Raw genomic sequence first — 25,989 nt, forward strand, 5'->3', positions numbered from 1 at the left:
AACGGCGGTACGAATGGCGCTTCGGTGGGCCCCATGAGGCCGGGCCGGAGCGGGCTGCCCCGCAATGCAGGGGGCTCCGGAAGAACGGTCATCCACCGGAACCGGTGGCGATTCTAGTGTGAATGTTCAATTGGTTGCAATTGTGTTGCATTCGTGCATCTTGGGCGATGCACCGCCCGCCTACAGCTGGAAGGCGACGGTCAGCAGCAGCCCTTCGGCCACGTCGCGCAGCAGCCCCGGGCGCCGCGCGCGGTAGGGCTCGCCGGCCGAGGCGGTGGTCTCGATCCATTCGGCCAGCCATTCGATGTCGTCGTGGCCGTAGAACACCACCGCCGCCTCGTGGTTCAGCAGCAGGCTGCGCAGGTCGAGGTTGATCGAGCCGCACATCGCCAGTTCGTCGTCGACCACCACGGCCTTGGCGTGGGCCATGAAGGGCAGCATGCGAAAGCTCACGCCCGCGCGTGCGAGGTCACGCATGGCGCGTGCGCGCACGAAGTCGGCCAGCCGGTGGTTCGACTGCGCGGGCATCGCGATGGTCACCTGCACGCCGCGCCGCGCGGCGAGGCGCAGCGCATCGCGCAGGCCGTCGCCGGGCACGAAGTAGGGCGTGATCGCAAGGATGCGGTGCTCGGCGCGAAAGCAGGCGTCGATGAGCAGCGCGTGCGCCGTGTCCTCGGTCTGGTCGGGGCCGCTCGGCAGGAACTGGGCCATCGCGCAGCCGGGGCCCGCGGGCACGTCGGCGGCGGTGATGGCGCGCGCCTTGCGCCCGCGCACCGAGCTCCAGTCGTGGTCGAACTGGCGCGCGGCGGCGGCGGCCACGCTGCCCTGCAGGTCGAACGACAGGTCGTGCCAGGCTTCGGGGTGTTTGTCGTTGCCGGAGAAGTACTCGCCCGCGAGGTTGCGCCCGCCCGACCACAGCCAGCGGTCGTCGGCGATGGTGAGCTTGCGGTGGTTGCGCAGGTTGCGCGGCCCGATGCGGCGCAGGCTGAAGAAGGGGCGGAACACCGCCACCTCGCCGCCGGCCGCGCGCAGCCGGTCGAAGTGATGGCGCGGCAGCGAGAGCGCGCCGAAGCCGTCGAGCAGCACGCGCACCTTGACGCCTTCGCGCGCGCGCTGCGCGAGCCGCGCCAGCACGGCGTGGCCGAGCGCGTCGTCGCCGATGATGAAGGTGCACACGTCCAGGCGCTGGCGCGCACCGTCGATCACCTCGAACAGCGCCTCGCGCGCGGCTTCGCCGTCAGCGTGCATGCGGATCGCGCAGCGCCCGGGCGGCGCCAGCCCGAAGCTCTCGATCAGGTCGGCCGCCCAGTGGCCCGGCGGCAGCGACCGCGGCGGCCGGGGCGCGCCGGCCGGGCGCAGCTTGCGCTGGCCGAACAGCAGGTACATCGGAAGGATCACGTACGGCATGAGCACCAGCCCCATGACCCACGCGATGGCGGTGGTGGGGGCGCGCTGCTCGCGGCGCGTGCGCGTGGTCAGCACATAGACCAGCAACGCGAAAGTGACGACAAGAAAGTGCTGCGAAGGGGAGGGCAGCCAGTCGAAGAGGGTGTCCGGCATGGGCGGGTGATGCCTCGGTGCCCGCTCAGCGCTGCAGGAAGGCCGGCACGCCGCGCCCTTGCGAAGCCAGGAACCGCATCATCGGATCGACCACCGTGCGCACCGCGGGCCGCGCGCCCACGCGCTCGCGCCACGCCACGAGGCGCGGCGTGGCGTCGGTCATGCCGGCGCCCTTGCGGTCGGCGAACACATGCGCCATGTAGAAGGCGATGTCGGCGAAGGAGTAGGGGCCGGCCAGGAACTCGCGCGTGGCGAGCAGGCCTTCCATCTCTTCGTAGAAGCGCGCGCAGCCGGCGCATGCGGCCACGGCCGGCGCGCTTTGCATGGCGTCCTGCAGGCCGAAGAGCTTGATGACGTTGGGGAAGAACACCTCGTCCGACTTCTGCTCCAGCTGCCGCGCGCGGGCCCGGTCGGCGATGCCTTCGGGCCACAGCGCGGGCTGGGGGTAGCGGTCTTCGAGGTACTCGAAGATCTGCGTCGAGTCGAACAGCGCCACCTCGTCGTCGACCAGCACTGGCACCTGCTGCTTCACCGGGTTCACGCGCAGCACCTCGGGGTGCTTGGGCTCGTAGGCGTCGTCGGTGGTGAACGGCACCATGGTGAGCTCGAAAGTGATGCCTTTTTCGTACGCGGCGATCTGTACCTTCGCGCCGAACATGCTGAGGGGGCCGGAGTAAATCTGCGTCGTCGTCATGCCCCCGACTTCAACAGAAAGCGCGCGTCAGGTCGAGCCCCAGACTTCCTGCGCCGTCTCGACCACGAGGCGCAGCTTGTTGCGCTGCGCTTCGACGGCGATGTTGTTGCCGTGCACGGTGCTGGAGAAGCCGCACTGCGGCGACAGCGCGAGCTGGTCGAGCGAGGCGTACTTGCTGGCGTCCTCGATGCGGCGCTTGAGCTCGTCCTTGTCTTCCATCTCGCCGAACTTCGTGGTCACGAGGCCGAGCACCACCGTCTTGCCCTTGGGCAGGTAGCGCAGCGGCTTGAAGTCGCCCGAGCGGGCGTCGTCGTACTCCATGAAGTAGGCGTCGAGGTCCATTTCCTTCAGCAGCGCCTCGGCCACCGGCTCGTAGTTGCCGGCCGCGGCGTGCGTGCTCTTGAAGTTGCCGCGGCACAGGTGCATGGCCAGCAGCATGCCCGGCGGCTTCTGCGCCACCACCTTGTTGATGAACGCGGCATAGCGGTGCGGCAGTTCGTTCGGGTCGTCGCCGCGCTTGCGGGCGGCTTCGCGCATGTGTTCGTCGCACAGGTAGGCGAGGTTGGTGTCGTCCATCTGCACGTAGGTGCAGCCGGCCGCGGCCAGCGAGCGCAGCTCGTCGCCATAGGCCTTGGCCACGTCGTCGTAGAACACCGGGTCGAGCTCGGGGTACGCGTCCTTGCTTATGCCGGCGCGTCCGCCGCGGAAGTGCAGCATCGTCGGCGACGGGATCGTCACCTTCGGCGTGCGGCCGGCCGAGACCTGGCTCTTGAGGTACTGGAAGTCGGCGAGCTGGATGTCCTTCACGTGGCGCACCTTGTCGATCACGCGCATCGCGGGCGGCGCCAGTTCCTCGGTGCCGTCGGGGCGGCGGATGGTGACCGGGATGTCGGTCTTCACGCCGCCGAGCTGGTCGAGGAAGTCGATGTGGAAGTAAGTGCGGCGGAACTCGCCGTCGGTGATGCTTTTCAGGCCGATGTCTTCCTGGAAGCGGACGATTTCGGTGATGGCCTTGTCTTCGACCTCGCGCAGTTGCTCGGGCGTGATCTGGCCCTTGGCTTTCTGCTCGCGGGCTTCGAGCAGGTACTGCGGGCGCAGGAAGCTGCCCACGTGGTCGTAGCGGGCGGGCAGGGCGGCATGCTGGGACATGGAATGAACTCCGTCGTGACTGTGAACGAGCGGAATCCTAGCGCCTTCGTGAAAAGCCTGTTTGTATACGTAGGAGTCAGTGTTTACCCTCGAATAAGGGGTTCAGCTCTGGAATTTCTCGCTGTTCTGTATACATTGCGTATTCATGAAGACGCCCACGACCGCCTTTCCGCTCAACGCTTGGTATGCCGCCGCCTACGACGTCGAAGTGCGTCACGCGCTGCTGCCACGCACCATCTGCAACCAGAAAGTGGTGCTGTTCCGCCGCACCGACGGCCAGGTGGCCGCGCTCGAAGACGCCTGCTGGCACCGGCTGATGCCGCTGTCGCTGGGCCGCCTCGAGGGCGACGAGCTGGTCTGCGGCTACCACGGCCTGGTCTACAACAGCCAGGGCCGCTGCACCCACATGCCGAGCCAGGAAACGCTCAACCCCTCGGCCTGCGTGCGCAGCTTTCCGGTGGTCGAGAAGCATCGCTTCGTGTGGATCTGGCCCGGCGACCCGGCCAAGGCCGACCCGGCGCTGGTGCCCGACATGCACTGGAACGACGACCCGGCCTGGGCCGGCGACGGCAAGATGATCCGCGTCCACTGCGACTACCGGCTCGTGGTCGACAACCTCATGGACCTCACGCACGAGACCTTCGTGCACGGCTCGTCGATCGGCAACCGCGAGGTGGCCGAGGCGCCCTTCGTGGCCACGCACGGCGACCGCTCGGCCACCGTCACGCGCTGGATGGAGAACATCGACGCGCCGCCGTTCTGGGGCAACCAGATCCGCCACGCGCGCGGCTACACGGGCAAGGTCGACCGCTGGCAGATCATCCGTTTCGAAGGCCCGTGCACGGTGAACATCGACGTCGGCGTGGCCGAGGCGGGCAGCGGCGCGGTGCCGTCGAACGACAACGCCGGTGACCGCAGCAAGGGCGTCAACGGTTATGTGCTCAACACCATCACGCCCGAGACCGACAAGACCTGCCTGTACTTCTGGGCCTTCGCGCGCAACTACTGCCTGGGCGAGCAGCGCCTCACGCACGAGCTGCGCGAGGGCGTCTCGGGCATCTTCCGCGAGGACGAGATCGTGCTCGAGGCACAGCAGAAAGCCATCGACGAGCACCCCGACCACCAGTTCTACAACCTCAACATCGACGCCGGCTCGATGTGGGCGCGCCGCCTCATCGACCGCATGATCGAGAAGGAGCGGCCCGCGCGCGCCGCGATCCCGATCCGTCCCGCCCCAGAGAGCCAGGCCGCGTGATGAAGGTCGCCACCGTCTCTCCCGCCGAGCCCGGCGACAGCGGCAGCTCGCAGGCCGTGAAGGCGCAGCTGCGGCTGCGCGAGATGATCCTGGCGGGCGAGTTGCCCGGCGGCGCACGCATTGCGGAGGTCGCCATTTCCGAACAGCTCGGCGTGTCGCGCACGCCGGTGCGCAGCGCGCTCATGCGTCTCGAACAGGAAGGGCTGCTCGAGGCGCTGCCCAACGGCGGCTATGCGGTGCGCACCTTTTCCGAACGCGACGTGGCCGACGCCATCGAGTTGCGCGGCACCCTCGAAGGCCTCGTGGCGCGGCTGGCGGCCGAGCGCGGCGCGGCGCCCGTGGTGCTGCGCGAGGCGCGCGCCTGCCTCACGCGCATCGACGAGCTGCTGCGCGAGCCCGCGCTCGACGACGCAGCCTTCTCGCGCTACGTCACGCACAACGAGAAATTCCATGCGCTGCTGTGCGAGATGGCGGGCAGCCCCGTCATCGCGCAACAGCTCGAACGCGTGGTCAACCTGCCGTTCGCCTCGCCCTCGGGCTTCGTCATCGTGCAGGCCAATTCGCCAGCCGCGCGCGACATGCTCGTGATCGCGCAGGACCAGCACCTGCAGGTGCTCGACGCCATCGAGTCCGGCGAGGGCTCGCGCGCCGAGGCGCTGATGCGCGAGCACAGCCGCATCGCGCGGCGCAACCTGCGCGAGGCGCTGCACGGCACGCCGAGCGCCGAACAGCGTCCGCTGCCGGGCGTGCAACTGATCCGCCGTCGCGGCTGATCGACGGCTTCTTTTTCTTCTCTTTCCCCGCTGGTGTTCCCCCGATGAAAAGCGATCTTCAATGGATGCAGGCGCAGGTGGTGGCGCTGCGCGACGTCACGCCCACCGTGCGCGAGTTCACGCTGCGCCCCGACACCGACTTCGTTGCCGCGCATGAGCCCGGTGCCCACCTGCAGGTGCAGGTGATGACCGAGCAGGGCCGCATGCAGACGCGCTCCTACTCGCTGGTGGGCGAGGGCGACGGCAGCTGCTGGCGCATCGCCGTCAAGCGGCTGGACGACGGCCGTGGCGGCTCGCGCGCGATGTGGCGGCTGGCCGAGGGCGACCGGCTGCAGGTGAGCGCGCCGCAGAACCACTTTCCGCTCGACCTCGCGGCGCCCGGCTACCTGCTCGTGGCCGGCGGCATCGGCATCACGCCGCTGGTGTTGATGGCGCAGCGCCTGGGCGCGCTGGCCCGACGCCGCGGCGTGCCGGTGGCCATGCTGTACGGCGCGCGCCACGCGGGCGAGTTCGGCTACCTCGACACCCTGCGCGACGCGCTGGGCGAGGCCGGTGTGCAGGCGCACGAAGGCGCCGCGCCCATCGACTTCGACGCCGCCATCGCCGCACTGCCGCCCGGCGGCCAGCTCTACACCTGCGGCCCGGTGCCGATGCTCGAGGCCGTCAAGCGCGCCTGGGCCGCAGCGGGCCGGCCGCTCGCCGACCTGCGCTTCGAAACCTTCGGCAGCAGCGGCCGGCTTGCCACGCAGGCCTTCACCGTGCGCATTCCGCGCCACGACCTGTCGATCACCGTGCCGGTCGACTGCACCCTGCTCGACGCGCTCGACGCGGCCGGCGTGCAGACCCTGTCGGACTGCAAGCGCGGCGAGTGCGGCCTGTGCGCCATGGACGTGCTGGCCGTGGACGGCGAAGTCGACCACCGCGACGTGTTCCTGAGCCCGCACGAGAAGCAGGCCACCACGCGCATCTGCGCCTGCGTGTCACGCGCCGTGGGTACGCTCACGCTCGATTCCGCGTACCGCACGGACCGTTGAAAACATCGGTTGCGCGATCATCGCGCAACCATTCGACTGATCGCGCAACAAAGACCCGTGCGGCGGGTGGGTAGGTGGTTGCCTGCTCCGTCAATTGTTGCGAATTGTTCAAAATACGCCCGGTTTCGCGTTCCGTCCCTCAAAGGAAAAATTCCATGCAAAGACGCCATCTCATCCAGACCGCCGGCCTTTCGGCGATTGCGCTCGCCACCGCGCTGTCGCTGCCTGTGGCCAGCGCCCAGGACAACAAGTTCAAGATCGGCCTGATCCTGCCGATGACGGGGCAGTCGGCCTCCACCGGCCGCCAGATCGAGGCCGCCGCGCGCCTGTACATGGCACAGAACGGCGACACCGTGGCCGGCAAGAAGGTCGAGCTGATCGTGAAGGACGACACCGGCCTGCCCGACGTGACCAAGCGCCTGGCGCAGGAGCTCATCGTCAACGACAAGGTCAACGTGATCGCCGGCTTCGGCATCACCCCGGCCGCGCTGGCCGCCGCGCCGCTGGCCACGCAGTCGAAGACGCCGCAGGTCGTGATGGCCGCGGCCACCTCGAGCATCACCGAGGCCTCGCCCTACATCGTGCGCAGCAGCTTCACGCTGCCGCAGGTGTCGGTGGTGATGGGCGACTGGGCGCCCAAGAACGGCGTGAAGTCGGTGGTCACGCTGGTCACCGACTACGGCCCCGGCAACGACGCCGAGAAGTTCTTCAGCGACCGCTTCCAGCTCAACGGCGGCAAGGTGCTCGAGAAGCTGCGCGTGCCGCTGCGCAACCCCGACTTCGCACCGTTCCTGCAGAAGGTGCGCGACGCCAAGCCCGACGCGCTGTTCGTCTTCGTGCCCTCGGGCGCGGGCGCGGCGGTGATGAAGCAGTTCCTGGAGCGCGGCATGGACAAGGCCGGCATCAAGATGATCGCCACCGGCGACGTGACGGATGACGATCAACTGAACGACATGGGCGACGGCGCGCTGGGCGTGGTCACCTCGCACCACTACTCGGCCGCGCACCCCTCGGCGCTGAACAAGAAGTTCGTCGAGGCCTTCCAGAAAGCCAACCCCAAGATGCGCCCCAACTTCATGGCCGTGGGCGGCTATGACGGCATGCGCGTGATCTACGAAGCCCTCAAGACCACCAAGGGCCAGGGCGGCGGCGAAGCGCTGCTGGCAGCCATGAAGGGCCAGGTCTTCGAAAGCCCGCGCGGCCAGGTGCTGATCGATGCGCAGACGCGCGACATCGTGCAGGACGTGTACCTGCGCAAGGTCGAGAAGAAGGACGGGCAACTCTACAACGTCGAGTTCGACGTGCTGAAGGGCGTGAAGGACCCGGGCAAGGCCAAGTAATTTCGCTTCGCCGGTGGGAGTGCTGCCGTTCAGGGCGTCGCTCCCGCCGACGGGGTGCCTTGCTCCGCGAATGTCCCCCGCCCTTCGGGCTCCTCCTTGATTTCGCTGCGCAAGGCACCCCATCGACGCGAGCGTGTTCAGAGCACTGGCTGATCGGCTGCGAACCGACAGCGTGCCTTGTGCTCAGGGCACAGGGTGCTTCCCGCAGCGAAATCAAGGAGGAGGGCGAAGCCCGGGGGACATTCGCGGAGGGAAGTACCCGGTGGCCTGTGCACGCACCCCGAACAGCAGCATCCTGAACGACCGCACCAGACCCAGACAACCGACATGCTGACCATTCTTTTCGACGGCATCGCCTACGGCATGCTGCTCTTCGTTCTCGCCGTGGGGCTGGCCGTGACGCTCGGGCTGATGAACTTCATCAACCTCGCGCACGGCGCCTTCGCCATGGCGGGCGGCTACCTCACCGTGTTCGCGATGCAGAAGTTCGGCGTGCCGTTCCTGGCCTGCCTGCCGCTCGCGTTCATCGTCGTCGCGCTGGCCGGCGCGCTGCTGGAGCGCACGCTCTACCGGCCGATGTACGGCAAGCCGCACCTGGACCAGGTGCTGTTTTCCATCGGCCTGGCGTTCATGGCCGTCGCGGCCGTCGACTACTTCGTCGGCTCGTCGCAGCAGAACCTGCAACTGCCCGAATGGCTGCGCGGGCGCAGCGAATTCGGCGACGGCGCGTTCCTGCTGGGCATGGGCCACTACCGCATCTTCATCATCGCCGTGTGCGCCGTGCTCACCGTGGTGCTGCAGCTCATCCTCTCGAAGACGCGCTTCGGCAGCCGCCTGCGCGCCGCCGTCGACGACCCGCGCGTGGCCGCCGGGCTGGGCATCAACGTCAACATCGTGTTCCTGCTGACCTTCGCCGTGGGCTCGGGCCTGGCCGGGCTGGGCGGCGCGCTGGGCGCGGAAATCCTCGGGCTCGACCCGACCTTCCCGCTCAAGTACATGATCTATTTCCTCATCGTGGTCTCGGTCGGCGGCACCTCGTCGATCACCGGGCCGCTCGCCGCTGCGCTGCTGCTCGGCATTGCCGACGTGGCCGGCAAGTACTTCATTCCGAAGATGGGCGCGTTCACCGTCTACCTGCTCATGATCCTGATCCTCATGTGGCGGCCCCAAGGCCTGTTCACACGCAAGGGAGGCCGCTGACATGAGCGCGCCAACCTATGAATCGGCCCTGCTGCGCACCGCGCGCTGGCGGCCCTGGGAGTTCGTGGTCTGGGCCGTGGCCTTCGCGCTGCCGCTGGCCATGCCCTCGCACTCGCTGCTGGTCAACGAGATCGCCATCGTCGCGCTGTTCGCGATGTCGCTCGATCTCATCCTCGGCTACACCGGCATCGTGTCGCTCGGCCACGCGGCCTTCTTCGGCTTCGGCGCGTACGCCGCCGCGCTGTTCGCCAAGCTCGTCATGCCCGACCCGACCGTCGGCCTCGTGTTCGCCACCGTGCTGTCGGCCGTGCTGGGCCTCGTGGCCAGCGTGACCATCCTGCGCGGCAGCGACCTCACGCGGCTCATGGTCACGCTGGGCACCGCGCTGCTGCTGCTCGAACTGGCCAACAAGCTCGACTGGCTCACCGGCGGCGCCGACGGCCTGCAGGGCGTGGTGATGGGGCCGGTGCTCGGCCTCTTCGAGTTCGACCTGTATGGCCGCACGGCCGCCTGGTACTCGCTGGCCGTGATGCTCGTGCTCTTCCTCGTGATGCGCCGCATCGTGCATTCGCCCTTCGGCGCCACGCTCAAGGCCATCCGCGACAACCGGCTGCGCGCCATGGCCATCGGCATTCCCGTGGTGTCGCGGCTCGCCGTGGTCTACACCGTGGCCGCCGGCATCGCGGGCGCCGCGGGCGCGCTGCTGGCGCAGACCACCGGCTTCGCCTCGCTCGACGTGCTGGCCTTCGACCGCTCGGCCGACGTGCTGCTGATGCTGGTCATCGGCGGCGTGGGCTGGCTGTACGGCGGCGTGGCTGGCGCCATCGTCTTCAAGCTGCTGCAGACCTGGCTGTCGTCGGTGACGCCGCAGTACTGGATGTTCTGGATCGGCCTCATCCTCGTGCTGCTGGTGCTCGTGGGACGCGACCGCCTGCTCAAGCCGTGGACCTGGTTCGGCGCTGCAAAGAAGAAGGGCGGTGCGGCATGACCACCGACACCGTGCTCTCGACGCAAGGCCTCGTGATGCGCTTCGGCGGCATCACGGCCACGAACAACGTCACGATGGAGCTCAAGCGCGGCGCGCGCCATGCGCTCATCGGCCCGAACGGCGCCGGCAAGACCACGCTGATCAACCTGCTGACGGGCGTGCTCACGCCCACCGAAGGCCGCATCTCGCTGCTCGGCGAAGACATCACCACGCTCGCGCCGCACAAGCGCGTGGCGCGCGGGCTGGTGCGCACCTTCCAGATCAACCAGCTCTTCGACTCGATGACGCCGCTGGAAACGCTGGCGCTCGTGGTGTCGCAGCACCAGGGCATCGGCGCGCAGTGGTGGCGCCCGCTGGGTGCGGACAAGCGCATCGCCGAGCGGGCGGGGCAACTGCTGGAGCAGTTCCACCTCGCCGACGTGGCGCAGCAGCAGACCAAGTTCATGGCCTACGGCAAGCGCCGCCTGCTGGAGATCGCCATCGCGCTGGCCTGCGAGCCGCGCGTGCTGCTGCTCGACGAGCCCGTGGCCGGCGTGCCCGCTGGCGAGCGCGAAGAGCTGCTGCAGACCGTGGCCGCGTTGCCGGCCGACGTGTCGGTGCTGCTCATCGAGCACGACATGGACCTGGTGTTCAGCTTCGCCGACCGCATGACCGTGCTGGTCAACGGCGCGCTGCTGACCGAAGGCGACCCCGAGACGATCGCCAACGACCCGAAGGTCAAAGAGGTCTACCTGGGCCACGGAGAACATGCCCATGTCTGAACTGCTGCGCATCGAGAACCTGAGCGCCGGCTACGGCGAGGCCGTGGTGCTGCACGACGTGGCGTTCACGCTCGGCGAGGGCCAGACGCTCGCGCTGCTGGGCCGCAACGGCACCGGCAAGACCACGCTCATCAACACGCTGGCCGGCGCCACGCGCCAGCACGGCGGCACCATCGCGCTCGGCGGGCAGGCGGCGCTGCACAAGCTGCAGCCGCACCAGCGCGCGGCGGCCGGCATCGGCTGGGTGCCGCAGGAGCGCAACATCTTCAAGTCGCTCACCGTGCACGAGAACCTCACCGCTGTGGAGCGCCCCGGCCAGTGGAACCCGCAGCGCGTGTACGAGATGTTCCCGCGCCTGGCCGAGCGCAAGACCAACCTGGGCACGCAGCTGTCGGGCGGCGAGCAGCAGATGCTGGCCGTGGGCCGCGCGCTGGTGCTCAACCCGAAGCTGCTGCTGCTCGACGAGCCGCTCGAAGGCCTGGCGCCCATCATCGTGGAAGAGCTGCTGCGCGCCATCCGCCGCATCACGCGTGACGAGGGGCTGGCCGCGATCATCGTGGAGCAGCACCCGCAGGCGATCCTCGCGATTTCCGACCAGGCCGTGGTGCTCGACCACGGGACCATCGTGCACGCCGACACGGCTGCGGCGCTGCGCGCGCAGCCGGAGGTGCTGGACCGGCTGCTGGGCGTGGCGCGGTAGCAGCGGCCGATCACAAAAAACAACCAGGAGACAGACAGATGGCGATCCCCCAGACAGTGTTCAGCGGGGGCGCCATGCTGGCGACCGCCGCCTTGCTCGCCGCATGCGGCACGGCCCCGACCGGCCCCACGCGCCTCGGCCTCGGCGCCGATCCGGCCCCCGCTTGCGCGGCGCTCACCGCGCCGGTGGCGGCCAGCGCCATCGGCCTGCCCAGCGGCGCGGCGACGATCGACTCGGCAGCGCTCGTGCCGGCGTCTGCACTGGCCGTGGCCGAGCGCGGTCCCAGCCCCGGGTCGCGCATCACGCCGGCGATGCCTGCGTACTGCAAGGTGCTCGGGCGCATCGCACCGGTCGACGCGAGCGCGCCGCCGATCCTGTTCCAGGTCAACCTGCCGCTCGCATGGAACGGGCGCAGCGTGCAGTACGGCGGCGGAGGCTTCAACGGCACGCTGATCACCGGCCTGGCGCTGGTGCCCGCCGCGCGCTTCGACCTGCCCACGCCGCTCGCGCAGGGCTACGTGACCTACGGCACCGACTCCGGTCACCAGAACGTGCAGGGCCAGCCGCCGCAGGCCTTTGCGCTCAACGACGAGGCGCTCGTGAACTTCGCGCACGCCTCGTACAAGAAGGTGCGCGACGTGGCAGTGGCGCTGACGCAGCGCGCCTACGGCCACGCGCCGCAGAAGCTCTACTTCATGGGCAGCTCCGAAGGCGGGCGCGAGGCGCTCACGATGGCGCAGCGCTATCCGCAGGACTTCGACGGCATCTTCAGCCGCGTGCCGGTGATCAACTGGACCGGGTTGCAGCATGCGGGCACGCGCAACGGCATCGCCACCTTCGGCGAAGGCTGGCTGCGGCCCGCGCAGGTGCAACTGGTGCACAACGCCGTGCTCGCGTCGTGCGACGCGACGGACGGCGTGGCCGACCGCATCGTGTCGAACCCGGTGGCCTGCCTGCAGCGCTTCGACCCGGCCACCTTGCGTTGCGCGTCGGGCACGAGCGGCGACAACTGCCTCAACGACGCGCAGGTGCAGGCGGTGCGCACGCTGCGCACGCCGTGGCGCTCGCCCGTGCCGCTGGCGCATGGCGTCACCGAGTACCCGGGCTGGGGCATCGGCGGCGAAGGCACGCCGGCCTTCGCCTCGATGGGCGGCTGGAACGCCTGGTGGACCGGCACCGCCGCACCGACCGTGCCGCCGCAGCCGAGCAACGGCATCGCGTGGTTCTATGGCAGCGGGGCGCTGCAGTATTTCTACGCGCGCAATCCGTCGCTCGACGTGCGCAACTACCGCGCCGAAGACTTCGCCGCGCGCATCGCCACCGTGTCGCAGCTGATGGACTCGACCAACCCCGACCTGAGCGCCTTCCAAGCGCGCGGCGGCAAATTGCTGATGCTGGAGCACATGGCCGACTACGCGCAGAGCCCGTTCGCGGGCATCCGCTATTACGAGTCGGTGGTGGCGCGCATGGGCCGCGAGAACGTGGACCGTTTCATGCGCCTGTACACCGCGCCCGGTGTGGACCATGTGGGCAGCGGCGCACCGGCCAACGTCGACATGCTCGGCGCGCTGGCCGACTGGGTCGAGCGTGGGCGTGCGCCGACCGGGCTGCAATTGCTTGAACAGGAGGTGCAGCCGCCATTCAAGACGACCCGTGCGCGTCCGCTGTGCGAGTGGCCGCTGTGGCCGCGCTATGTGAATGGCGATGCGTCGCAGGCGGCGAGCTTCCGGTGCAGCCGGTAGCGCGCGCTTGAAGCGGTCGCGATCTTCAAGGGGCGGTTGAAGGAGTTTCGGGGCGAGGGGGCTTTTTCAGGTGCGGGTGTCACCGCAGACTGCAGGCATCCGAACTTCACAACGACCCATGAGCACCACGCCCCTTATCAGCATCGCCGTCCTGAAGGCCAAGACCGGCCAGCGCGAGGCGCTGCGCGACGCCCTGAGCGCGCTGGTGGCGCCCACGCGGCAGGAGCCCGGCTGCCTCGACTACACCTTGTTCGAACTGCGCGACCAGCCCGGCAGTTTCTACATGCGCGAGTCGTTCCAGGACCAGGCCGCGCTGGATGCGCACTTCGCCACGTCGCATTTCCAGGCCTTCGAAAAGCGATTCGACGCGCTGCTGGACGCGCCGATCCGGCTGGTGTTCCTGGAGAAGGTCGCCTAGGCGCCAGCCTCAGAACTGGTACTTCGCGCTCGCGACCACCGCGCGGTCGCTGCCGGGGTAGTACTTGCTGTACGCGCGCGATGCGGCGTACTGGCGGTTGGCCAGGTTCGTGGCGCTCAAGGCGAAGCGCCAGGGCCCGCGCTTGTAGTGCACCGTGGCGTCGAGCAGCGCGACGCCGCCTTCGGACGAGGTGTTGCCCACGTCGTTCCAGCGCTTGCCGATGTAGCGCACGCCGCCGCCGAAGCCGAAGCCGTTGCCCATCGTGTAGTCGAGCCAGAGCGAGGCCGTGTTGCGGGGCACCTGGATCGGTGTCTTGCCGCGCTCGGTCTCGTTGGCGCTCTCGCGCACCTTGGTGTCGAGCCAGGTGTAGGAGGCCGTGAGGTTCAGGTCGCGCGCCAGCTCGGCCTTGGCTTCGAGTTCGAGCCCGCGCGAGCGGATGCGGCCGATCTGGCGCGCCTCGAAGGTGTTCTGGTCGTAGGTCACCACGTTGGATTTGCGCAGGTCGAACACGGCCGCGGTGAACAGCGCGCGCGTGCCCTCGGGCTGGAACTTGACGCCGGCCTCCACCTGCTTGCCGCGGCTCGGCCGGAACGGCGTGCTGTTCAGGTCGACGCCGCTGGTCGGCATGAAGGATTCGGCGTAGCTGAGGTACGGTGCCCAGCCGTTGCCGATGAGGTAGCTCAGGGCCGCACGGCCGCTGAACTTGTCGTCGGTCTGTGTCGTGCGTTCGCCTTTCAGCCGATCGTAGGTGGCGGACTTGACGTGGTCCTGCCGTCCACCGAGCGTGAGCAGCCAGTGGGGGCCGAACTTGATCTGGTCCTGTGCGTACACGCCGAGCTGCTCGGTGGTCTGCGTGAAGTTGCTGTCGGGCCGGAACGGTTCCGCCACCGGCAGGCCGTTGACGGGAAAGCGCAGGTCCAGGCTCGGCGCCGGCCCGGAGAACTGCTTGGCCGTGTACCGGACGCGCGACCAGTCGACGCCGAACAGCAGCGTGTGCTCGACGTCGCCGGTGCGCACGCGGCCCTGCAGCTGCGTGTCGGCGGTCCACTGGTTGACCCACTCGGGGGCGAAGCGCGCGGTTCGCCGCAGCGTGTAGCCGTCGGGCGCGAGGTTGACGACCACGTGGTGCTTGTCGGTGTCGAAGCTGAAGTAGCGCGTGTTCTGGCGCACCGTCCAGTCGTCGTTGATGTGGTGTTCGAACAGGTAGCCGAGCGACGATTGCTGCTGCTTGATCCGGCTGTAGTTCGGTTCGCCCTGGATGAGCCCGGTGTCGCGTCCCTTCGCGTCGGTCACGTTGAAGGTGTCGTCGCTGGCATCGCTTTTCAGGAATTCGCCGAGCAGGGTGAACGAGGTGGCGGCCGACGGCTGCCAGCGCAGCGAAGGCGCGAGGTAGCTGCGCTTCACTTCGGCGGGGGCGCCGTTGGGGTAGCGCTGCTGGCTGTTGCTGTCCAGCTCGACGCCCACGAGGCGGTAGCTCAGCGTGTCGCTCAGGGCGCCGCCCAGGTCCACGGCCAGCTGCTTGCGCTGGAAGCTGCCGTACTGCACTTCGATCTCGCGCGTGGGCGTGCTGCTCGGCATCTTGCTGACGCGGTTGACGATGCCGCCTGCATCGCCCAGACCGAACATCACCGACGACGGGCCGCGCAGCACCTCGACGCGCTCGACGCCGTAGGGCTCGGTCAGCGAATAGGCCGGCAGCAGCAGGCCGTCGCGGTACATGGCGTTGCCTGCGGTGGCGTCGAAGCCGCGCAGCAGCAGCCAGTCGATGCCGCGTGCGTCGTAGCCCCAGTTGCCGGCAACCACGCCGGGGGCGTAGCGCACGGCTTCCATCACGGTCTGCACGCCGCGCGCTTCGAGTTCTTCGCGGCCGATGACGGAGATCGACTGCGGCACTTCGAGGATCGGCGTGTCGGTCTTGGTGGCGCTCTGGCTGCGCCGGGCGACATAGCCCGGCACTGGGCCCAGGCTGGTTTCGAGTTCGGCCGTGGCGCTCACGGTCACGGCCGGCAGGGTGGCGCCGGCGGCACTTGGCGCTTTCTCGATCACCAGCGTGCTGCCCGCTACGCGCCCGGCCAGCCCGCTGCCCTGGAGCAGTTGCGCGGCGGCGGCCTGCACGCTGAGGCTGGCCTGCACCGGGCGGCCCTGCAGGCCCTGCAGCAGGCCCGGCGCCGCCAGCAGCTGCACGCCGGCCTGGCGCGCAAGCTGGTTCAGTGCCTGGTCCAGCGGCTGGGCGGGGATCGAGAAGGCGATGGTGGCGCCGGCGGCGGGCGGTGTCGCGCTCTGAGCCCAGGTGGTCTGGCTGGCTTGAGCGACCAGGCACAGCACGGCCGCCGCGATCAGGTGGCGCCGGCCGGCGGGGAGAAGAAGGTGGCGGGAGGGCATGCGGTTCTCTCGGTTCAGGTCGGGGTCATGAAAATTCCGGGACGTCCGCAGGGCGGTTGTTCCGGGCTCCATGGACTGATACGACCGAGCGAGCGCAATCCCTCATGCAGATCGCAAGAAAGACAAGACAAGGCCAGCGGGCGGATGCCGGCGTCAGGAGATCGGGCGGCGTTCGATGACCAGGGCGCGCTCCGCCCCGTCGTCTTCGCGCACCCGCACTGGCAGGCTGTTGGGCAGGAGGCGCAGCCAGGTGCCCGCCTCGGCGATGCGCACGCGCCCGAACACCGGGAGTTGCGCGGCCTCGGGCGCCACGCGCAGGGGGCGCGGGCTGTAGCGCGCCAGGCGCTCCACCACCTCGCCGAGCGGCTGGTGATGAAAGTCGAGCCAGCCGTCGCGCCACGGGGCCACGGCGCTGTTCACGGCGTTCGCGGCCGGTTGGGCCGCAGACAGCTGCAGCGCCGTGTCGATGAAGGCGCGGTCGCCCGCGCTGAGCACACGCGCGTCGCCGCTCGCGCTGCGCACCCGCACCTGGCCCGATTCCACCGCGACGCGCACGCCGCCGTCCTGCAGCGCAACCTCGAAGCGCGTGCCCAGCACCGTGATCTCGTGGCCCAGGGCGCTGACGATGAAGGGGCGCGCCTCGTCGCGCGCCACGTCGAAGAAGGCGCTGCCGGCCAGCAGCCGCACGGTGCGGCGCGCGGCGAAGTACTGGACCTCGGCGCGGCTCGCGGCGTCGAGCGTGAGGCGGCTGCCGTCGGGCAGCGCCTGCGCCTGGATGCGGCCGATGGCGGTGGCCAGGGTGGCGCTGTAGCCGGGCATCCACTGGCGCCAGGCCTGCCAGAGCGCGGCGCTGCCGACGCTGAGGCCGCCCACGCCGAGCAGGGCCGACAGCGCGCGGCGCCGCCCGGTCCGTGCCGGTGCAACCTCGCCGCGCCAGCGGTGCAGCGCGGCCTCGACGCTGTCGAGCGCCCGCATCACCTCGCGCTCCACGGTCTTGATCGACACGCCGTGGCGGCGCGCCAGCTCGGCATGGCAGGCGCCGTCGAGCCGGTCGGCCAGGAAGATGTCTCGGCTGCGCGGCGGCAGGGCCCGCAACGCGGCATCCACCGCGTCGAGTGCCTGCCGGTGGGCGACGCCATCGGCCACGTCCCGTGTGCTGTGGTGGTCGTGTCCCGTCGTCAGCCCGGTGTCGAGGTCGACGGGGGCGGGGCTGAAGCGCTCCGCGCTGCGCTGGCGGCGGCGCAGGTGGTCGATGGCGAGGTTCTCTGCCACGGTGTAGACGTAGGCGCGCACGGCGGCCTCGGGCGGGGCGGGGTCGGCGGTGGTGTCGTCCCGCGCTTGCGCACGCTCGGCCAGCCGGACCCACGTGTCATGCGCCAGCTCCCGCGCCTCGTGCGGGCTGCCGGTGCGGCGCGCGATGAAGCGCACCAGTTCCTGGTAGCTGTCCTGGAAGGCTTTCAGCAGCGGGCTGGAGGAGAGTTGGGCGGACATGGGCTGGGGTGTGGCGCGCGAATCGCAGGAGAATTATTGTCGAGAATAGTTCTCATTTGATGGCGGCATACCCGAATCGGCCCCGTTCTGTGGCGAACGGGGCCACCGCCGGCCCAGACCGGCGATGCGGCTAGATCGCGCAGCCGTCGGGGCCGCAGGCTTCCGGCGCAGCTGCATAAGGCGCCGGTGCGACGAAGGTGGCGAGCTGCGCCTTCCAGTCGTCCGCACGCCCCAGCCACGGCCCGATGTCGATGCGCCCCGCGCTGCCGTCGGCCTGCGCCAGCACGAAGGTCGGAAAGCCCTGGCCGCCCGCGCGCTGCAGCAGGTCGCGGCTCGCGGCGATGTGGCGTGCGGTGGCGTCGCCCGTGTGCTGCGCGAAGGCCGCGGCGAAGGCTTCGGCGTCGAAGCCGAGTTCAACCGCCAGTTCGGCGAGCACGCCGGCCTCCGCGATGCGCCGGCCCTCGACATAGTGGGCCTGCTGCACGCGGTGCGCCATGTCCAGCCCGCCGCCCGCGCGCAGCGATTCGGCCGCGAGGATGGCGGTGATCGGCGGTTCGGAGTCCATCACCGCGCCGGTGTCGCGCAGCAGGCCTTCGAAGTAGGCCTCGCCAAAGGGCTGGCCCGTGAGTTCGGCGATGCGCCTGTCGTGCGGGATCACGTAGTCGCGCCACTGCGGCGTGATGGGGCGGCGGTTGGCGCCGGTCATCATGCCGCCGGCGTGCAGCTCGACGCGCAGGCCCGGCACGGTGCGCGCGGCCTCGACCAGCGGCGCGGCGGCGTAGCACCAGCCGCACAGCGGATCGAAGATGCAGTGCAGGGTGGCGGTATCGCCGTTGTTGTCGGTTATTGCGGCCACTTCATTTCTCCCTTGATGACCTTGGCGCCTAGTTCGAGCGACGAGGCGTCTTCGAGCTTCGGGTAGCGCTGCTTCATGGCGGCGATGAGTGCGGCCGAGTCCTTGGCCTTGGTGGCTTCGGTCTCGAAGGCCTTCAGGTAATCGCGCGTGAACTTCACCGACGCCACGGTGTAGGGCGCCGAGCCGTCGGCGTTCGGCAGGTAGTGGCCGGGCACCACGGTCTTGGGGTGCAGCGCGGCGATGCGGTCGAGGGTCTTGAGCCAGTCGCGGCGCGACTGCACCGTCTGCGTGTCGGCCACCCAGACGTGGATGTTCGCCGACACCGGAATGCCGCCGACCACCGCCTTCAGCGAGGGAATCCACGCGAAGGTGCGCGCCGGCGAGGGGCCGTCCAGGCCAACGACCTGGATCTTCTTGCCTTCGAGCGTGAGGCTGTTGCCGGCCAGCGGCTCGGGCACGACCAGCGCCTGGGGTGCGTTGTCCTTGAGGATCGGGCCCCAGTGCGCGAGCTTGCCGTCCTTGGAGGCCTGGATGGCGGCCACGGTCTGCGGCGTGGCGACGATCTTCGCGTCGGGGAAGGCGGCGCGGATCACGTCCAGGCCGAAGTAGTAGTCGGGGTCGCTGTGGCTGATGTAGACCGTGGTCAGCTTCTTGCCGCTGTCCTTGATCTTCTGCACCAGCGCCTGCGCGTCGTTGCGCTGGAACTGGGCGTCGACCAGCACGGCGTCGGTGGCGCCGGCGACCAGCACCGACGACACGGGGAACATCGACTTCGTGCCGGGGTTGTAGACGTCGATCTTCAGCGGCTGGGCGGCCTGGGCGGCGAGGGGCGCGAGGGCGAATGCGGCGGACAGGGCGGCGGCGGCAACGAGGGTTCTGCGGAACATGGCGGTGTCTTTCGGTCGGTTGAGTTGAGGGTGACAGCGTGAACAGACCGGATGTTAGGTTGCGGGAAACGAAACAAAAACCACCGCCAGCACAATGGATCGTTTCTGATATCGGACGAATCAGGCGGTTTCCGAACGGTCCGTGGCGCAGCGCTCGAGGTGCGCGACCAGCAGTTGCGCCGAGGGCGACAGCGCCGCCTCGCTGCGAAAGCAGATCGCGAAACGCCGGCGCGCCCAGTCGTCCGTGAGCGGCATCAGCCGCAGCCCGAAGGCCTCGGTGAAGGGCCGGGCGACCTCCGCCGGCACGACGCTGATGGCCAGCCCGGCGCGCACCACGCGCAGCGCGGCGTCGAAGTTGGACACCAGCACGCGGTACACGAGCGGCTTGCCGGCCACGGCCGCTTCGCGCGCCAGCATCAGCTGCACGGCGCTGAGTGCGGGCATGCCGACGAACTCGTGGTCGAGCACCTGCTCGAAGCGCACCGCGTCATGGCGGGCCACGGGGTGCGACGGGTGGGCCACGATGGCCAGGTGGTCCGAGCGGTAGTCGCGCCGCTCCAGCCCGTCGAGGTCGGCCGCGTCCCAGCACAGGCCGATGGACGCGATGCCCTCGCGGATGCCGCGCACGATCTCGGGGCTTACGCGCTCTTCCATGTCGACGCGGATGTTGCGGTGCGCCGGGTCTTGCAGGAAGCCGGCCACGTCCTCGGCCAGCGACTCGGCCATGACCGAGGCCGAGGCCAGGATGCGCACATGCCCGCGCGCACCGCCCGCGTAGGCGGCCATGTCGCGCTCGATGCGGGTGGCGCTGCCGAGCATCGCGCGGGCGTGTTCGAGCAGCGTTTCGCCGGCCGGCGTGGGCACCACGCCGCGGCGCTTGCGCAGCAGCAACGGCGTGCCGACCGTGTCTTCGAGCTGGGCCAGGCGCTTGCTGATCGCCGAGCCGACGATGTTCGCTTGCTCGCCCGCGCGCGCGATGCTGCGGCTGTCGCAGACGGCGACGAACAAGCGCAGGGTGGTCAGGTCGAGGTCTCTCATGAAGTTCCAATCTGGAAGCAAACGGCTTCCAAAATATACCTTCAGGATCGAATCGGAACTTCTACGATCGGCGTCATTCAGTTCCTCACGACGGAGACACGCTCTTGATTCACGCCTTCCTGCCGCCGCGCGCGGTCGTCCGCGAAGTGGGCCTGCGCGACGGCCTGCAAAGCATCGCCCGCGTGCTGCCCACGGCACGCAAGCTCGAATGGATCCGCGACGCGCACGCGGCCGGCCAGCGCGAGATCGAGGTCGGCTCGTTCGTGCCGGCGCACCTGCTGCCGCAGCTGGCCGATACGGCCGAGCTGCTGGCTTTTGCGAAGACGCTGCCGGGGCTCTTCGCCTCGGTGCTGGTGCCCAACCTGAAGGGCGCCGAGCGCGCCATCGCGGGCGAGGCCGACCTGATGATGGTGCCGCTGTCGGCCAGCCACGCGCACAGCCTGGCCAACCTGCGCAAGACGCCCGACGAGGTGGTGGCCGAGGTCGGCCGCATCCGCGCGGCGCGCGATGCGGCGGGCTCGAAGACGCTGATCGACGGTGGCGTGGGCACGGCCTTCGGTTGCACGCTGCAGGGCCATGTCGACCCCGACGAGGTGCTGCGCCTGATGCAGGCGCTGCTCGATGCCGGCGCCGACCGCGTGAGCCTGGCCGACACGGTGGGCTACGCCGATCCGGCCATGGTGCGCAGCCTGTTCGAGCGCGCGCTGCGCATCGCGGGCGACCGCCTGTGGTGCGGGCATTTCCACGACACGCGCGGGCTGGGCCTGGCCAATGTCTACGCCGCGCTGGAAGTTGGCATCACGCGCTTCGACGCCTGCCTGGCCGGCATCGGCGGCTGTCCGCATGCACCGGGCGCGAGCGGCAATGTCGACACCGAAGACCTCGTCTTCATGCTCGAGAGCATGGGCGTGCAGACGGGTGTCGATCTGTCGAAGCTGCTCGATCTGAGGAAGCGCGTGGCCGGCTGGCTCGACGGCGAGACGCTGCAGGGCACGGTGTGGCGCGCGGGCTTTCCGAAGACCTTTGCACCGGCGGAAGGCGTCGCCGCATGAGCACCGAAGCCAAACGCCTGCCGCTCGCGGGCATCCGCGTGGTCGAGTTCACGCACATGGTCATGGGGCCGACCTGCGGCATGGTGCTGGCCGACCTGGGCGCCGAGGTCATTAAGGTCGAGCCCATCGACGGCGACCGCACGCGGCATCTGCTGGGCGCGGGTGCGGGCTTCTTCCCGATGTTCAACCGCAACAAGAAGAGCATCGCGCTCGACCTGCGCCATCCGCAGGGGCTCGAGGCCGCGCTGCGCCTGTGCGCCACGGCCGACGTGGTGGCGCAGAACTTCCGCCCCGGCACGATGGACAAATACGGCCTGGGCTATGCCGCGCTGGGCAAGCTCAATCCGCGCCTCGTGTACGTGAACCACACGGGCTTCCTGCCCGGCCCCTACGAGCATCGCACCGCGCTCGACGAGGTGGTGCAGATGATGGGCGGGCTCGCGTACATGACGGGGCGCCCCGGCGATCCGCTGCGTGCGGGAACGAGCGTGAACGACATCATGGGCGGCATGTTCGGCGCCATCGGCGCCATCGCCGCACTGATGCAGCGCGCCGAAACCGGCCGGGGGCAGGAGGTGCAGTCGGCGCTGTTCGAGAACAACGTGTTCCTCGTCGGCCAGCACATGCTGCAGTACGCCATCACGGGGCAGGCGGCCGCGCCGATGCCCGAGCGCATCTCGGCCTGGGCGCTGTACGACGTGTTCACCGTGAAGGACGGCGAGCAGATCTTCCTGGCGGCCGTGAGCGACGCGCAATGGAAGACCTTCTGCGATGCGCTGGGCTTCGACGACCTGAAGGCCGACGCCACGCTGCAGACCAACAACGACCGCGTGCGCCTGCGCTCGACCTTGCTGGCCGCGTTGCGCACCCGCCTGGCCGACCGTTCGGCCGCCGAGCTGTCGGCGATCTTCGAGGCGCGCGGCCTGCCGTTCGCGCCGATCACGCGGCCCGAAGACCTGTATGCCGATCCGCACCTGCAGGCCACCGGCGGCCTTGCCGACATCCGACTGCCCGACGGCGAGCGGGCCGGCGAGATGGCGCAGACCACGCTGTTCCCGATCACGCTCGGCGGCGAGCGGCTGGGTGTGCGCCTGCATCCGCCGACGCTGGGCGAGCACACGCGCGCGCTGCTGGCCGAGCTGGGCTACGCGCACGAACAGGTCGAGGCGCTGCATGCCGAAGCGGCCGTGGCCTGATCCTTCAAGCACCGACAAAGACAAAGAGAGACAAGACCCATGAGCCCGATTCCGTTTTCTTCTACTTCTTCTTCATTCAACCGCCGCGCGCTGCTCGGCCTGGGGGCGTCGGCGGTCGTGCTGTCGGCCGCCCGCCCGGTGTTCGCGCAGGGCGGCGACAAGCCCGTGCGCTTCATCCTGCCGATCAGCGCGGGCTCGGGCGTGGACGCCATCGCGCGCGCCGCCTCGGTCGCGCTCGGCAAGGCGCTGGGCCAGCCGGTGGTGATCGAGAACCTGCCGGGCGCCGGCGGCATCACCGGCACCTCGGCCGTGATCAAGGCGCCGCCCGACGGTTTCACGCTCGGCATGGTGTCGAACAACCACGTGATCAACCCGAGCGTGTTCAAGAAGATGCCCTTCGACGCCATCGCGGACATCACGCCCATCAGCGTGGTCGGCGCCACGCCGCTGGTGCTGGCCGTGAACCCGAAGCTGCCGGCCAAGAACGTGAAGGAGCTGGTGGCGCTGCTGCGCGCGAAACCCGAGGGCTACAACTACGCCTCGTCGGGCAACGGCACCATCATCCACCTTGCGGGCGAGATGTTCATGGACGAGGCCGGCGTGAAGGCGCGGCACATTCCGTACAAGGGCACCGGGCCGATGGTGACCGACATGATCGCGGGCCAGGTCGAGATGGGCGTGGTCGCGCTGCCGGCGGTGCAGCCACATCTCAAGAGCGGCGCACTGCGCGCCATCGGCCTGTGCGGCCCGGCGCGTTCGCCGGCCGCGCCCGAGATTGCGACGATCGCGGAGCAGGGGCTGACGAACTACGCGGTCGAAGGCTGGTTCGCGGTGATCGGCCCGCCGAAGATGCAGCCGGCCGACGTCAAGCGCGTGCACGAGGCCATCGTGGCCGCCTTTGCCGCGCCCGAGGTGCGCGAGGCGATGGACAAGCAGGGCAACATCGTCAAGCCCACGTCGCCCGAGCAGGCGGCGAGCTATTTCCGCAGCGAGGCCGCGCGCTACGCGGCGCTGGTGAAGAAGGCGAACGTGGTGCTGGAGTGAAGCCTTGCGCCTTCCCCCTTCGGCAGAGGGGGAGGCGACGTGCGGACGCTACGCCGGGCTCACCGCGCGGTACAGCGCCCGCACGAAATCCGACTGCGTGATCATCCCCGTCAGCCGCTTCTCTTCATCGATGATCGGAATGTGGTGGTGGCCGCCTTCGGAGAACAGCGGCACCAGCTCGACCACCGGCCGGTCGGCGCTGGCCACGCGCACCTGGCGCGTCATGATCTGGCCGACCACCTCGGGCTTGTTCGACATCACCGTGCGCGTGGCGCGGATCAGGTCGCGCAGCCGGCCGGCGATGCCGTCGTGGTGCTGCAGGTCGAGCTGGCGGAAGAAGTCGGCCTGCGTGACGATGCCGACCACGCGGCGCGTGCGGTCGGTCACCGGCAGGGCCTTGATGCGGTGCTGGTGCATCAGCGTCCAGGCCTCCTGCAGCGGCGTGCCGAACTCCACCGAGATCGGCGTGCGCGACATGATGTCGGCGCAGTGCAGCGTGCCCAGGCGGCGCTTGTACGACTCGAGCTCGGTCTGCTGGATGAGCGACTCGAGGTCGTCGCGGCTGATGTCGAGCACCTGGTTGTAGCGCGCCAGCACGGCGTCGATGTCGGCCTGGCTGAAGCGCGCGTCGGGCGAGGGCGGACGCGCCACCTGCACGTGCGGATAGCGCCGCCCCGTGAGCGTGTTGTAGGCCACGCCGGCCAGCACCAGCAGCAGCGAGTTCACGAGCACCGGGAACAGCGCCGCCGAAAAATCGGTGGTGTGCGTGAGCACCGCCAGCAGCGCCGCCGCGCCGCCGGGCGGGTGCAGGCAGCGCGTGAAGAACATGAGGCCGATGGCCAGCGCCACGGCCACGGCGGCAGCCACGGCGGTGTCGGGAATCCAGCTGGCGCAGGCGATGCCCACCAGCGTCGACAGCGTGTTGCCGCCGATCACCGACCAGGGCTGCGCCAGCGGACTGGCGGGCACGGCAAACACCAGCACGGCGGTGGCGCCCATCGGTGCGACCAGCCACACCGCATGCTCGAGCGGGACGGCCAGCCAGCGGCACAGCAGGCCGGTGATCAGCAGCCCGATGCCTGCGCCGCCCACGGCGCGCAGGCGCTCGCGCGCGTTGACGTTGGAAGGGCCCGGGAGCCAGGCGCGCAGGTAAGTCCACAGTGCGGCGAATCGCATCCCCCGTCCCCCTCAGGCTTCTTCGTGCGCCACCCGACGCCCGATGTCGGGCCAGCGGTGGTGCAGCCAGACCCAGGCGACCAGCCCGATCGTGAGCATCAGCGCAGAGGTGAGGGCCAGTGCCAGCGTGGAGTGCATCACCAGCGGCGCCACCGCGCCGGCCACGACGCCGTTGGCGGTGGAGCCGATCACGGCCTGCAACGACGAGGCCATGCCGCGGCGCTCGGGGTGCAGGTCGAGCACGAGCAGCGTGACCACCGGCACCATCAGCGCCCAGCCGAAGGCGAACACCGCCAGCGGCCACACGGCCCAGGCCACGTGTGCCTGGAAGAAGATGTTGGCCACCACGTTGACCACCGAGGTGACCATCATGATCAGGAAGCCGTCGCGGATCTGCCGCTTGGGTGCGACCTTGCCGGCCATGCGGCCGCTGGCACGGGCGCCGAGCATGATGCCGCCGATGGTCAGCAGGAAGAACCAGAAGAACTGCTGCGGCTGCAGCGCCAGGTGGTCGCCCAGGAACGCAGGCGCGGCCAGCACGTAGAGGAACATGCCGTTGAAGGGCACGCCGCTCGCGAAGGCCAGCAGCAGAAAGCGCGGGTCGGAGCACAGGTCGCGGTAGCCGCGCATCAGGTGGCGCACCTGGAAGGGCTGGCGGTGGTCCTTGTGCAGCGTCTCGGGCAGCAGCTTGTAGTTGGCGACGAACAGCGCCACGCCCACGGCCACGAGGAACCAGAAGATCGAGTGCCAGCCCGCGTGCACGAACAGGAAGCCGCCCACGATGGGCGCGATGGCCGGCGCCACGCCGAAGTAGATCGTGACCTGGCTCATGACCCGCTGCGCCTCGGCCGGCGGGAACATGTCGCGGATGACGGCGCGCGACACCACGATGCCGGCGCCGGTCGACAGGCCCTGCAGGCCGCGGAACAGCACCAGCTGCGTGATGTTCTGCGACAGCGCGCAGCCCAGCGAGGCCAGCGTGAACACCGCCAGCCCCCACAGCACCACGGGCCGGCGGCCGAAGCTGTCCGACAGCGCGCCGTGGAACAGGTTCATGAAGGCAAAGCCGAACAGGTAGGCCGACAGCGTCTGCTGCATCTCGGCCGGCGTCGCGCCGATCGATTTCGCGATGCCCGAGAAGGCCGGGATGTAGGTGTCGATGGAGAAGGGCCCGAGCATGCCCAGCACGGCGAGCAGCACGGCAAGCGCCCAGCGCGGGGCCTGCCAGAGTTTGTCTGCGTCGGGATTCATGG

At 69.5% G+C, this 25,989-nt stretch carries 22 protein-coding genes and 1 pseudogene; 13 read left to right on the top strand and 10 right to left on the bottom strand.

Annotated elements, in window-relative coordinates:
- Nucleotides 1–180 precede the first annotated feature (180 nt).
- From ACAM42_RS12020 to ACAM42_RS12030, 3 genes are read right to left on the bottom strand one after another with little or no spacing between them, the layout of a single operon-like run.
- Nucleotides 181–1,560, bottom strand: coding sequence for a phospholipase D-like domain-containing protein (locus tag ACAM42_RS12020; protein ID WP_095744593.1), 1,380 nt, complete (start codon nucleotides 1,558–1,560; stop codon nucleotides 181–183).
- 25 nt (nucleotides 1,561–1,585) lie between these two features.
- Nucleotides 1,586–2,254 carry a glutathione S-transferase family protein gene (locus ACAM42_RS12025; RefSeq protein ID WP_369632147.1) on the bottom strand — a complete coding sequence of 223 codons (669 nt, stop codon included), beginning with the start codon at nucleotides 2,252–2,254 and terminating at the stop codon, nucleotides 1,586–1,588.
- Between the two features lie 27 nt (nucleotides 2,255–2,281).
- Nucleotides 2,282–3,403 (bottom strand): 5-methyltetrahydropteroyltriglutamate--homocysteine S-methyltransferase, encoded by a 1,122-nt coding sequence (locus ACAM42_RS12030; RefSeq protein ID WP_062470629.1) that lies wholly within the window; start codon nucleotides 3,401–3,403, stop codon nucleotides 2,282–2,284.
- A gap of 145 nt (nucleotides 3,404–3,548) precedes the next feature.
- Between ACAM42_RS12030 and ACAM42_RS12035 the strand changes: the two genes are divergently transcribed.
- The 10 genes from ACAM42_RS12035 (at nucleotide 3,549) to ACAM42_RS12080 (ending at nucleotide 13,614) form a co-directional block, all read left to right on the top strand.
- On the top strand, nucleotides 3,549–4,658 hold the full coding sequence (locus ACAM42_RS12035) for an aromatic ring-hydroxylating dioxygenase subunit alpha (protein ID WP_062470627.1): 1,110 nt from the start codon (nucleotides 3,549–3,551) through the stop codon (nucleotides 4,656–4,658).
- The gene (locus ACAM42_RS12040; RefSeq protein ID WP_062470623.1) at nucleotides 4,658–5,431 is read left to right on the top strand and encodes a GntR family transcriptional regulator; all 774 of its coding nucleotides are present in this window, start codon (nucleotides 4,658–4,660) and stop codon (nucleotides 5,429–5,431) included. Before ACAM42_RS12035 ends, ACAM42_RS12040 begins: the two co-directional genes overlap by 1 nt.
- Before the next feature lie 44 nt (nucleotides 5,432–5,475).
- The gene (locus tag ACAM42_RS12045; RefSeq protein WP_369632148.1) at nucleotides 5,476–6,465 is read left to right on the top strand and encodes a 2Fe-2S iron-sulfur cluster-binding protein; all 990 of its coding nucleotides are present in this window, start codon (nucleotides 5,476–5,478) and stop codon (nucleotides 6,463–6,465) included.
- A 155-nt stretch (nucleotides 6,466–6,620) separates the two neighbouring features.
- On the top strand, nucleotides 6,621–7,805 hold the full coding sequence (locus tag ACAM42_RS12050) for an ABC transporter substrate-binding protein (RefSeq protein WP_062470617.1): 1,185 nt from the start codon (nucleotides 6,621–6,623) through the stop codon (nucleotides 7,803–7,805).
- A 327-nt stretch (nucleotides 7,806–8,132) separates the two neighbouring features.
- Entirely contained in the window at nucleotides 8,133–9,005 is an 873-nt protein-coding gene (locus ACAM42_RS12055) for a branched-chain amino acid ABC transporter permease (protein ID WP_056582994.1), read from the top strand.
- Nucleotide 9,006: 1 nt separating this feature from the next.
- Nucleotides 9,007–9,993 carry a branched-chain amino acid ABC transporter permease gene (locus ACAM42_RS12060; protein ID WP_369632149.1) on the top strand — a complete coding sequence of 329 codons (987 nt, stop codon included), beginning with the start codon at nucleotides 9,007–9,009 and terminating at the stop codon, nucleotides 9,991–9,993.
- Entirely contained in the window at nucleotides 9,990–10,754 is a 765-nt protein-coding gene (locus ACAM42_RS12065) for an ABC transporter ATP-binding protein (RefSeq protein WP_095744598.1), read from the top strand. The genes ACAM42_RS12060 and ACAM42_RS12065 overlap by 4 nt, the downstream gene beginning before the upstream one ends.
- Entirely contained in the window at nucleotides 10,747–11,454 is a 708-nt protein-coding gene (locus ACAM42_RS12070) for an ABC transporter ATP-binding protein (RefSeq protein WP_095744599.1), read from the top strand. Before ACAM42_RS12065 ends, ACAM42_RS12070 begins: the two co-directional genes overlap by 8 nt.
- A gap of 38 nt (nucleotides 11,455–11,492) precedes the next feature.
- Nucleotides 11,493–13,196 carry a tannase/feruloyl esterase family alpha/beta hydrolase gene (locus ACAM42_RS12075; RefSeq protein ID WP_369632150.1) on the top strand — a complete coding sequence of 568 codons (1,704 nt, stop codon included), beginning with the start codon at nucleotides 11,493–11,495 and terminating at the stop codon, nucleotides 13,194–13,196.
- Between the two features lie 118 nt (nucleotides 13,197–13,314).
- Nucleotides 13,315–13,614 carry a putative quinol monooxygenase gene (locus ACAM42_RS12080; protein ID WP_369632151.1) on the top strand — a complete coding sequence of 100 codons (300 nt, stop codon included), beginning with the start codon at nucleotides 13,315–13,317 and terminating at the stop codon, nucleotides 13,612–13,614.
- A 9-nt stretch (nucleotides 13,615–13,623) separates the two neighbouring features.
- Here ACAM42_RS12080 and ACAM42_RS12085 read toward each other — a convergent pair whose 3' ends face one another.
- The 5 genes and pseudogenes from ACAM42_RS12085 to ACAM42_RS12105 form a co-directional block, all read right to left on the bottom strand.
- Nucleotides 13,624–15,996, bottom strand: a complete 2,373-nt coding sequence (locus ACAM42_RS12085) for a TonB-dependent siderophore receptor (RefSeq protein WP_369632152.1) — start codon at nucleotides 15,994–15,996, stop codon at nucleotides 13,624–13,626.
- 153 nt (nucleotides 15,997–16,149) lie between these two features.
- Nucleotides 16,150–17,487 (bottom strand): sigma-70 family RNA polymerase sigma factor, encoded by a 1,338-nt coding sequence (locus tag ACAM42_RS12090; RefSeq protein WP_369632153.1) that lies wholly within the window; start codon nucleotides 17,485–17,487, stop codon nucleotides 16,150–16,152.
- A 130-nt stretch (nucleotides 17,488–17,617) separates the two neighbouring features.
- Nucleotides 17,618–18,343, bottom strand: coding sequence for a DsbA family protein (locus ACAM42_RS12095; RefSeq protein WP_369632154.1), 726 nt, complete (start codon nucleotides 18,341–18,343; stop codon nucleotides 17,618–17,620).
- A pseudogene (locus tag ACAM42_RS12100) lies at nucleotides 18,337–19,230 on the bottom strand (MBL fold metallo-hydrolase); the annotation flags it as partial. The gene ACAM42_RS12095 and the pseudogene ACAM42_RS12100, both read right to left, overlap by 7 nt.
- Nucleotides 19,231–19,350: 120 nt before the next feature.
- On the bottom strand, nucleotides 19,351–20,268 hold the full coding sequence (locus ACAM42_RS12105) for a LysR family transcriptional regulator (protein WP_369632155.1): 918 nt from the start codon (nucleotides 20,266–20,268) through the stop codon (nucleotides 19,351–19,353).
- A gap of 104 nt (nucleotides 20,269–20,372) precedes the next feature.
- Between ACAM42_RS12105 and ACAM42_RS12110 the strand changes: the two genes are divergently transcribed.
- Genes ACAM42_RS12110 through ACAM42_RS12120 form a run of 3 tightly spaced genes read left to right on the top strand, consistent with a single transcriptional unit; the run spans nucleotide 20,373 to nucleotide 23,560 of the window.
- Entirely contained in the window at nucleotides 20,373–21,320 is a 948-nt protein-coding gene (locus ACAM42_RS12110; RefSeq protein WP_369632156.1) for a hydroxymethylglutaryl-CoA lyase, read from the top strand.
- The gene (locus tag ACAM42_RS12115) at nucleotides 21,317–22,516 is read left to right on the top strand and encodes a CaiB/BaiF CoA transferase family protein (protein WP_369632157.1); all 1,200 of its coding nucleotides are present in this window, start codon (nucleotides 21,317–21,319) and stop codon (nucleotides 22,514–22,516) included. The genes ACAM42_RS12110 and ACAM42_RS12115 overlap by 4 nt, the downstream gene beginning before the upstream one ends.
- Nucleotides 22,517–22,555: 39 nt before the next feature.
- Nucleotides 22,556–23,560: a Bug family tripartite tricarboxylate transporter substrate binding protein gene (locus ACAM42_RS12120; RefSeq protein ID WP_369632158.1), complete on the top strand. Its 1,005-nt coding sequence runs from the start codon at nucleotides 22,556–22,558 to the stop codon at nucleotides 23,558–23,560.
- A gap of 48 nt (nucleotides 23,561–23,608) precedes the next feature.
- On the opposite strand, the gene ACAM42_RS12125 is transcribed toward ACAM42_RS12120, so the two are convergent.
- Both ACAM42_RS12125 and ACAM42_RS12130 read right to left on the bottom strand, forming a co-directional pair.
- Nucleotides 23,609–24,736 (bottom strand): HPP family protein, encoded by a 1,128-nt coding sequence (locus tag ACAM42_RS12125; protein ID WP_159272592.1) that lies wholly within the window; start codon nucleotides 24,734–24,736, stop codon nucleotides 23,609–23,611.
- Between the two features lie 12 nt (nucleotides 24,737–24,748).
- Nucleotides 24,749–25,987 carry a multidrug effflux MFS transporter gene (locus ACAM42_RS12130; protein WP_354347233.1) on the bottom strand — a complete coding sequence of 413 codons (1,239 nt, stop codon included), beginning with the start codon at nucleotides 25,985–25,987 and terminating at the stop codon, nucleotides 24,749–24,751.
- Between the last annotated feature and the right edge of the window lie 2 nt (nucleotides 25,988–25,989).

The organism is Variovorax sp. V35, from assembly GCF_041154465.1.
GTDB classification, from domain to species: Bacteria; Pseudomonadota; Gammaproteobacteria; order Burkholderiales; family Burkholderiaceae_C; genus Variovorax; species Variovorax boronicumulans.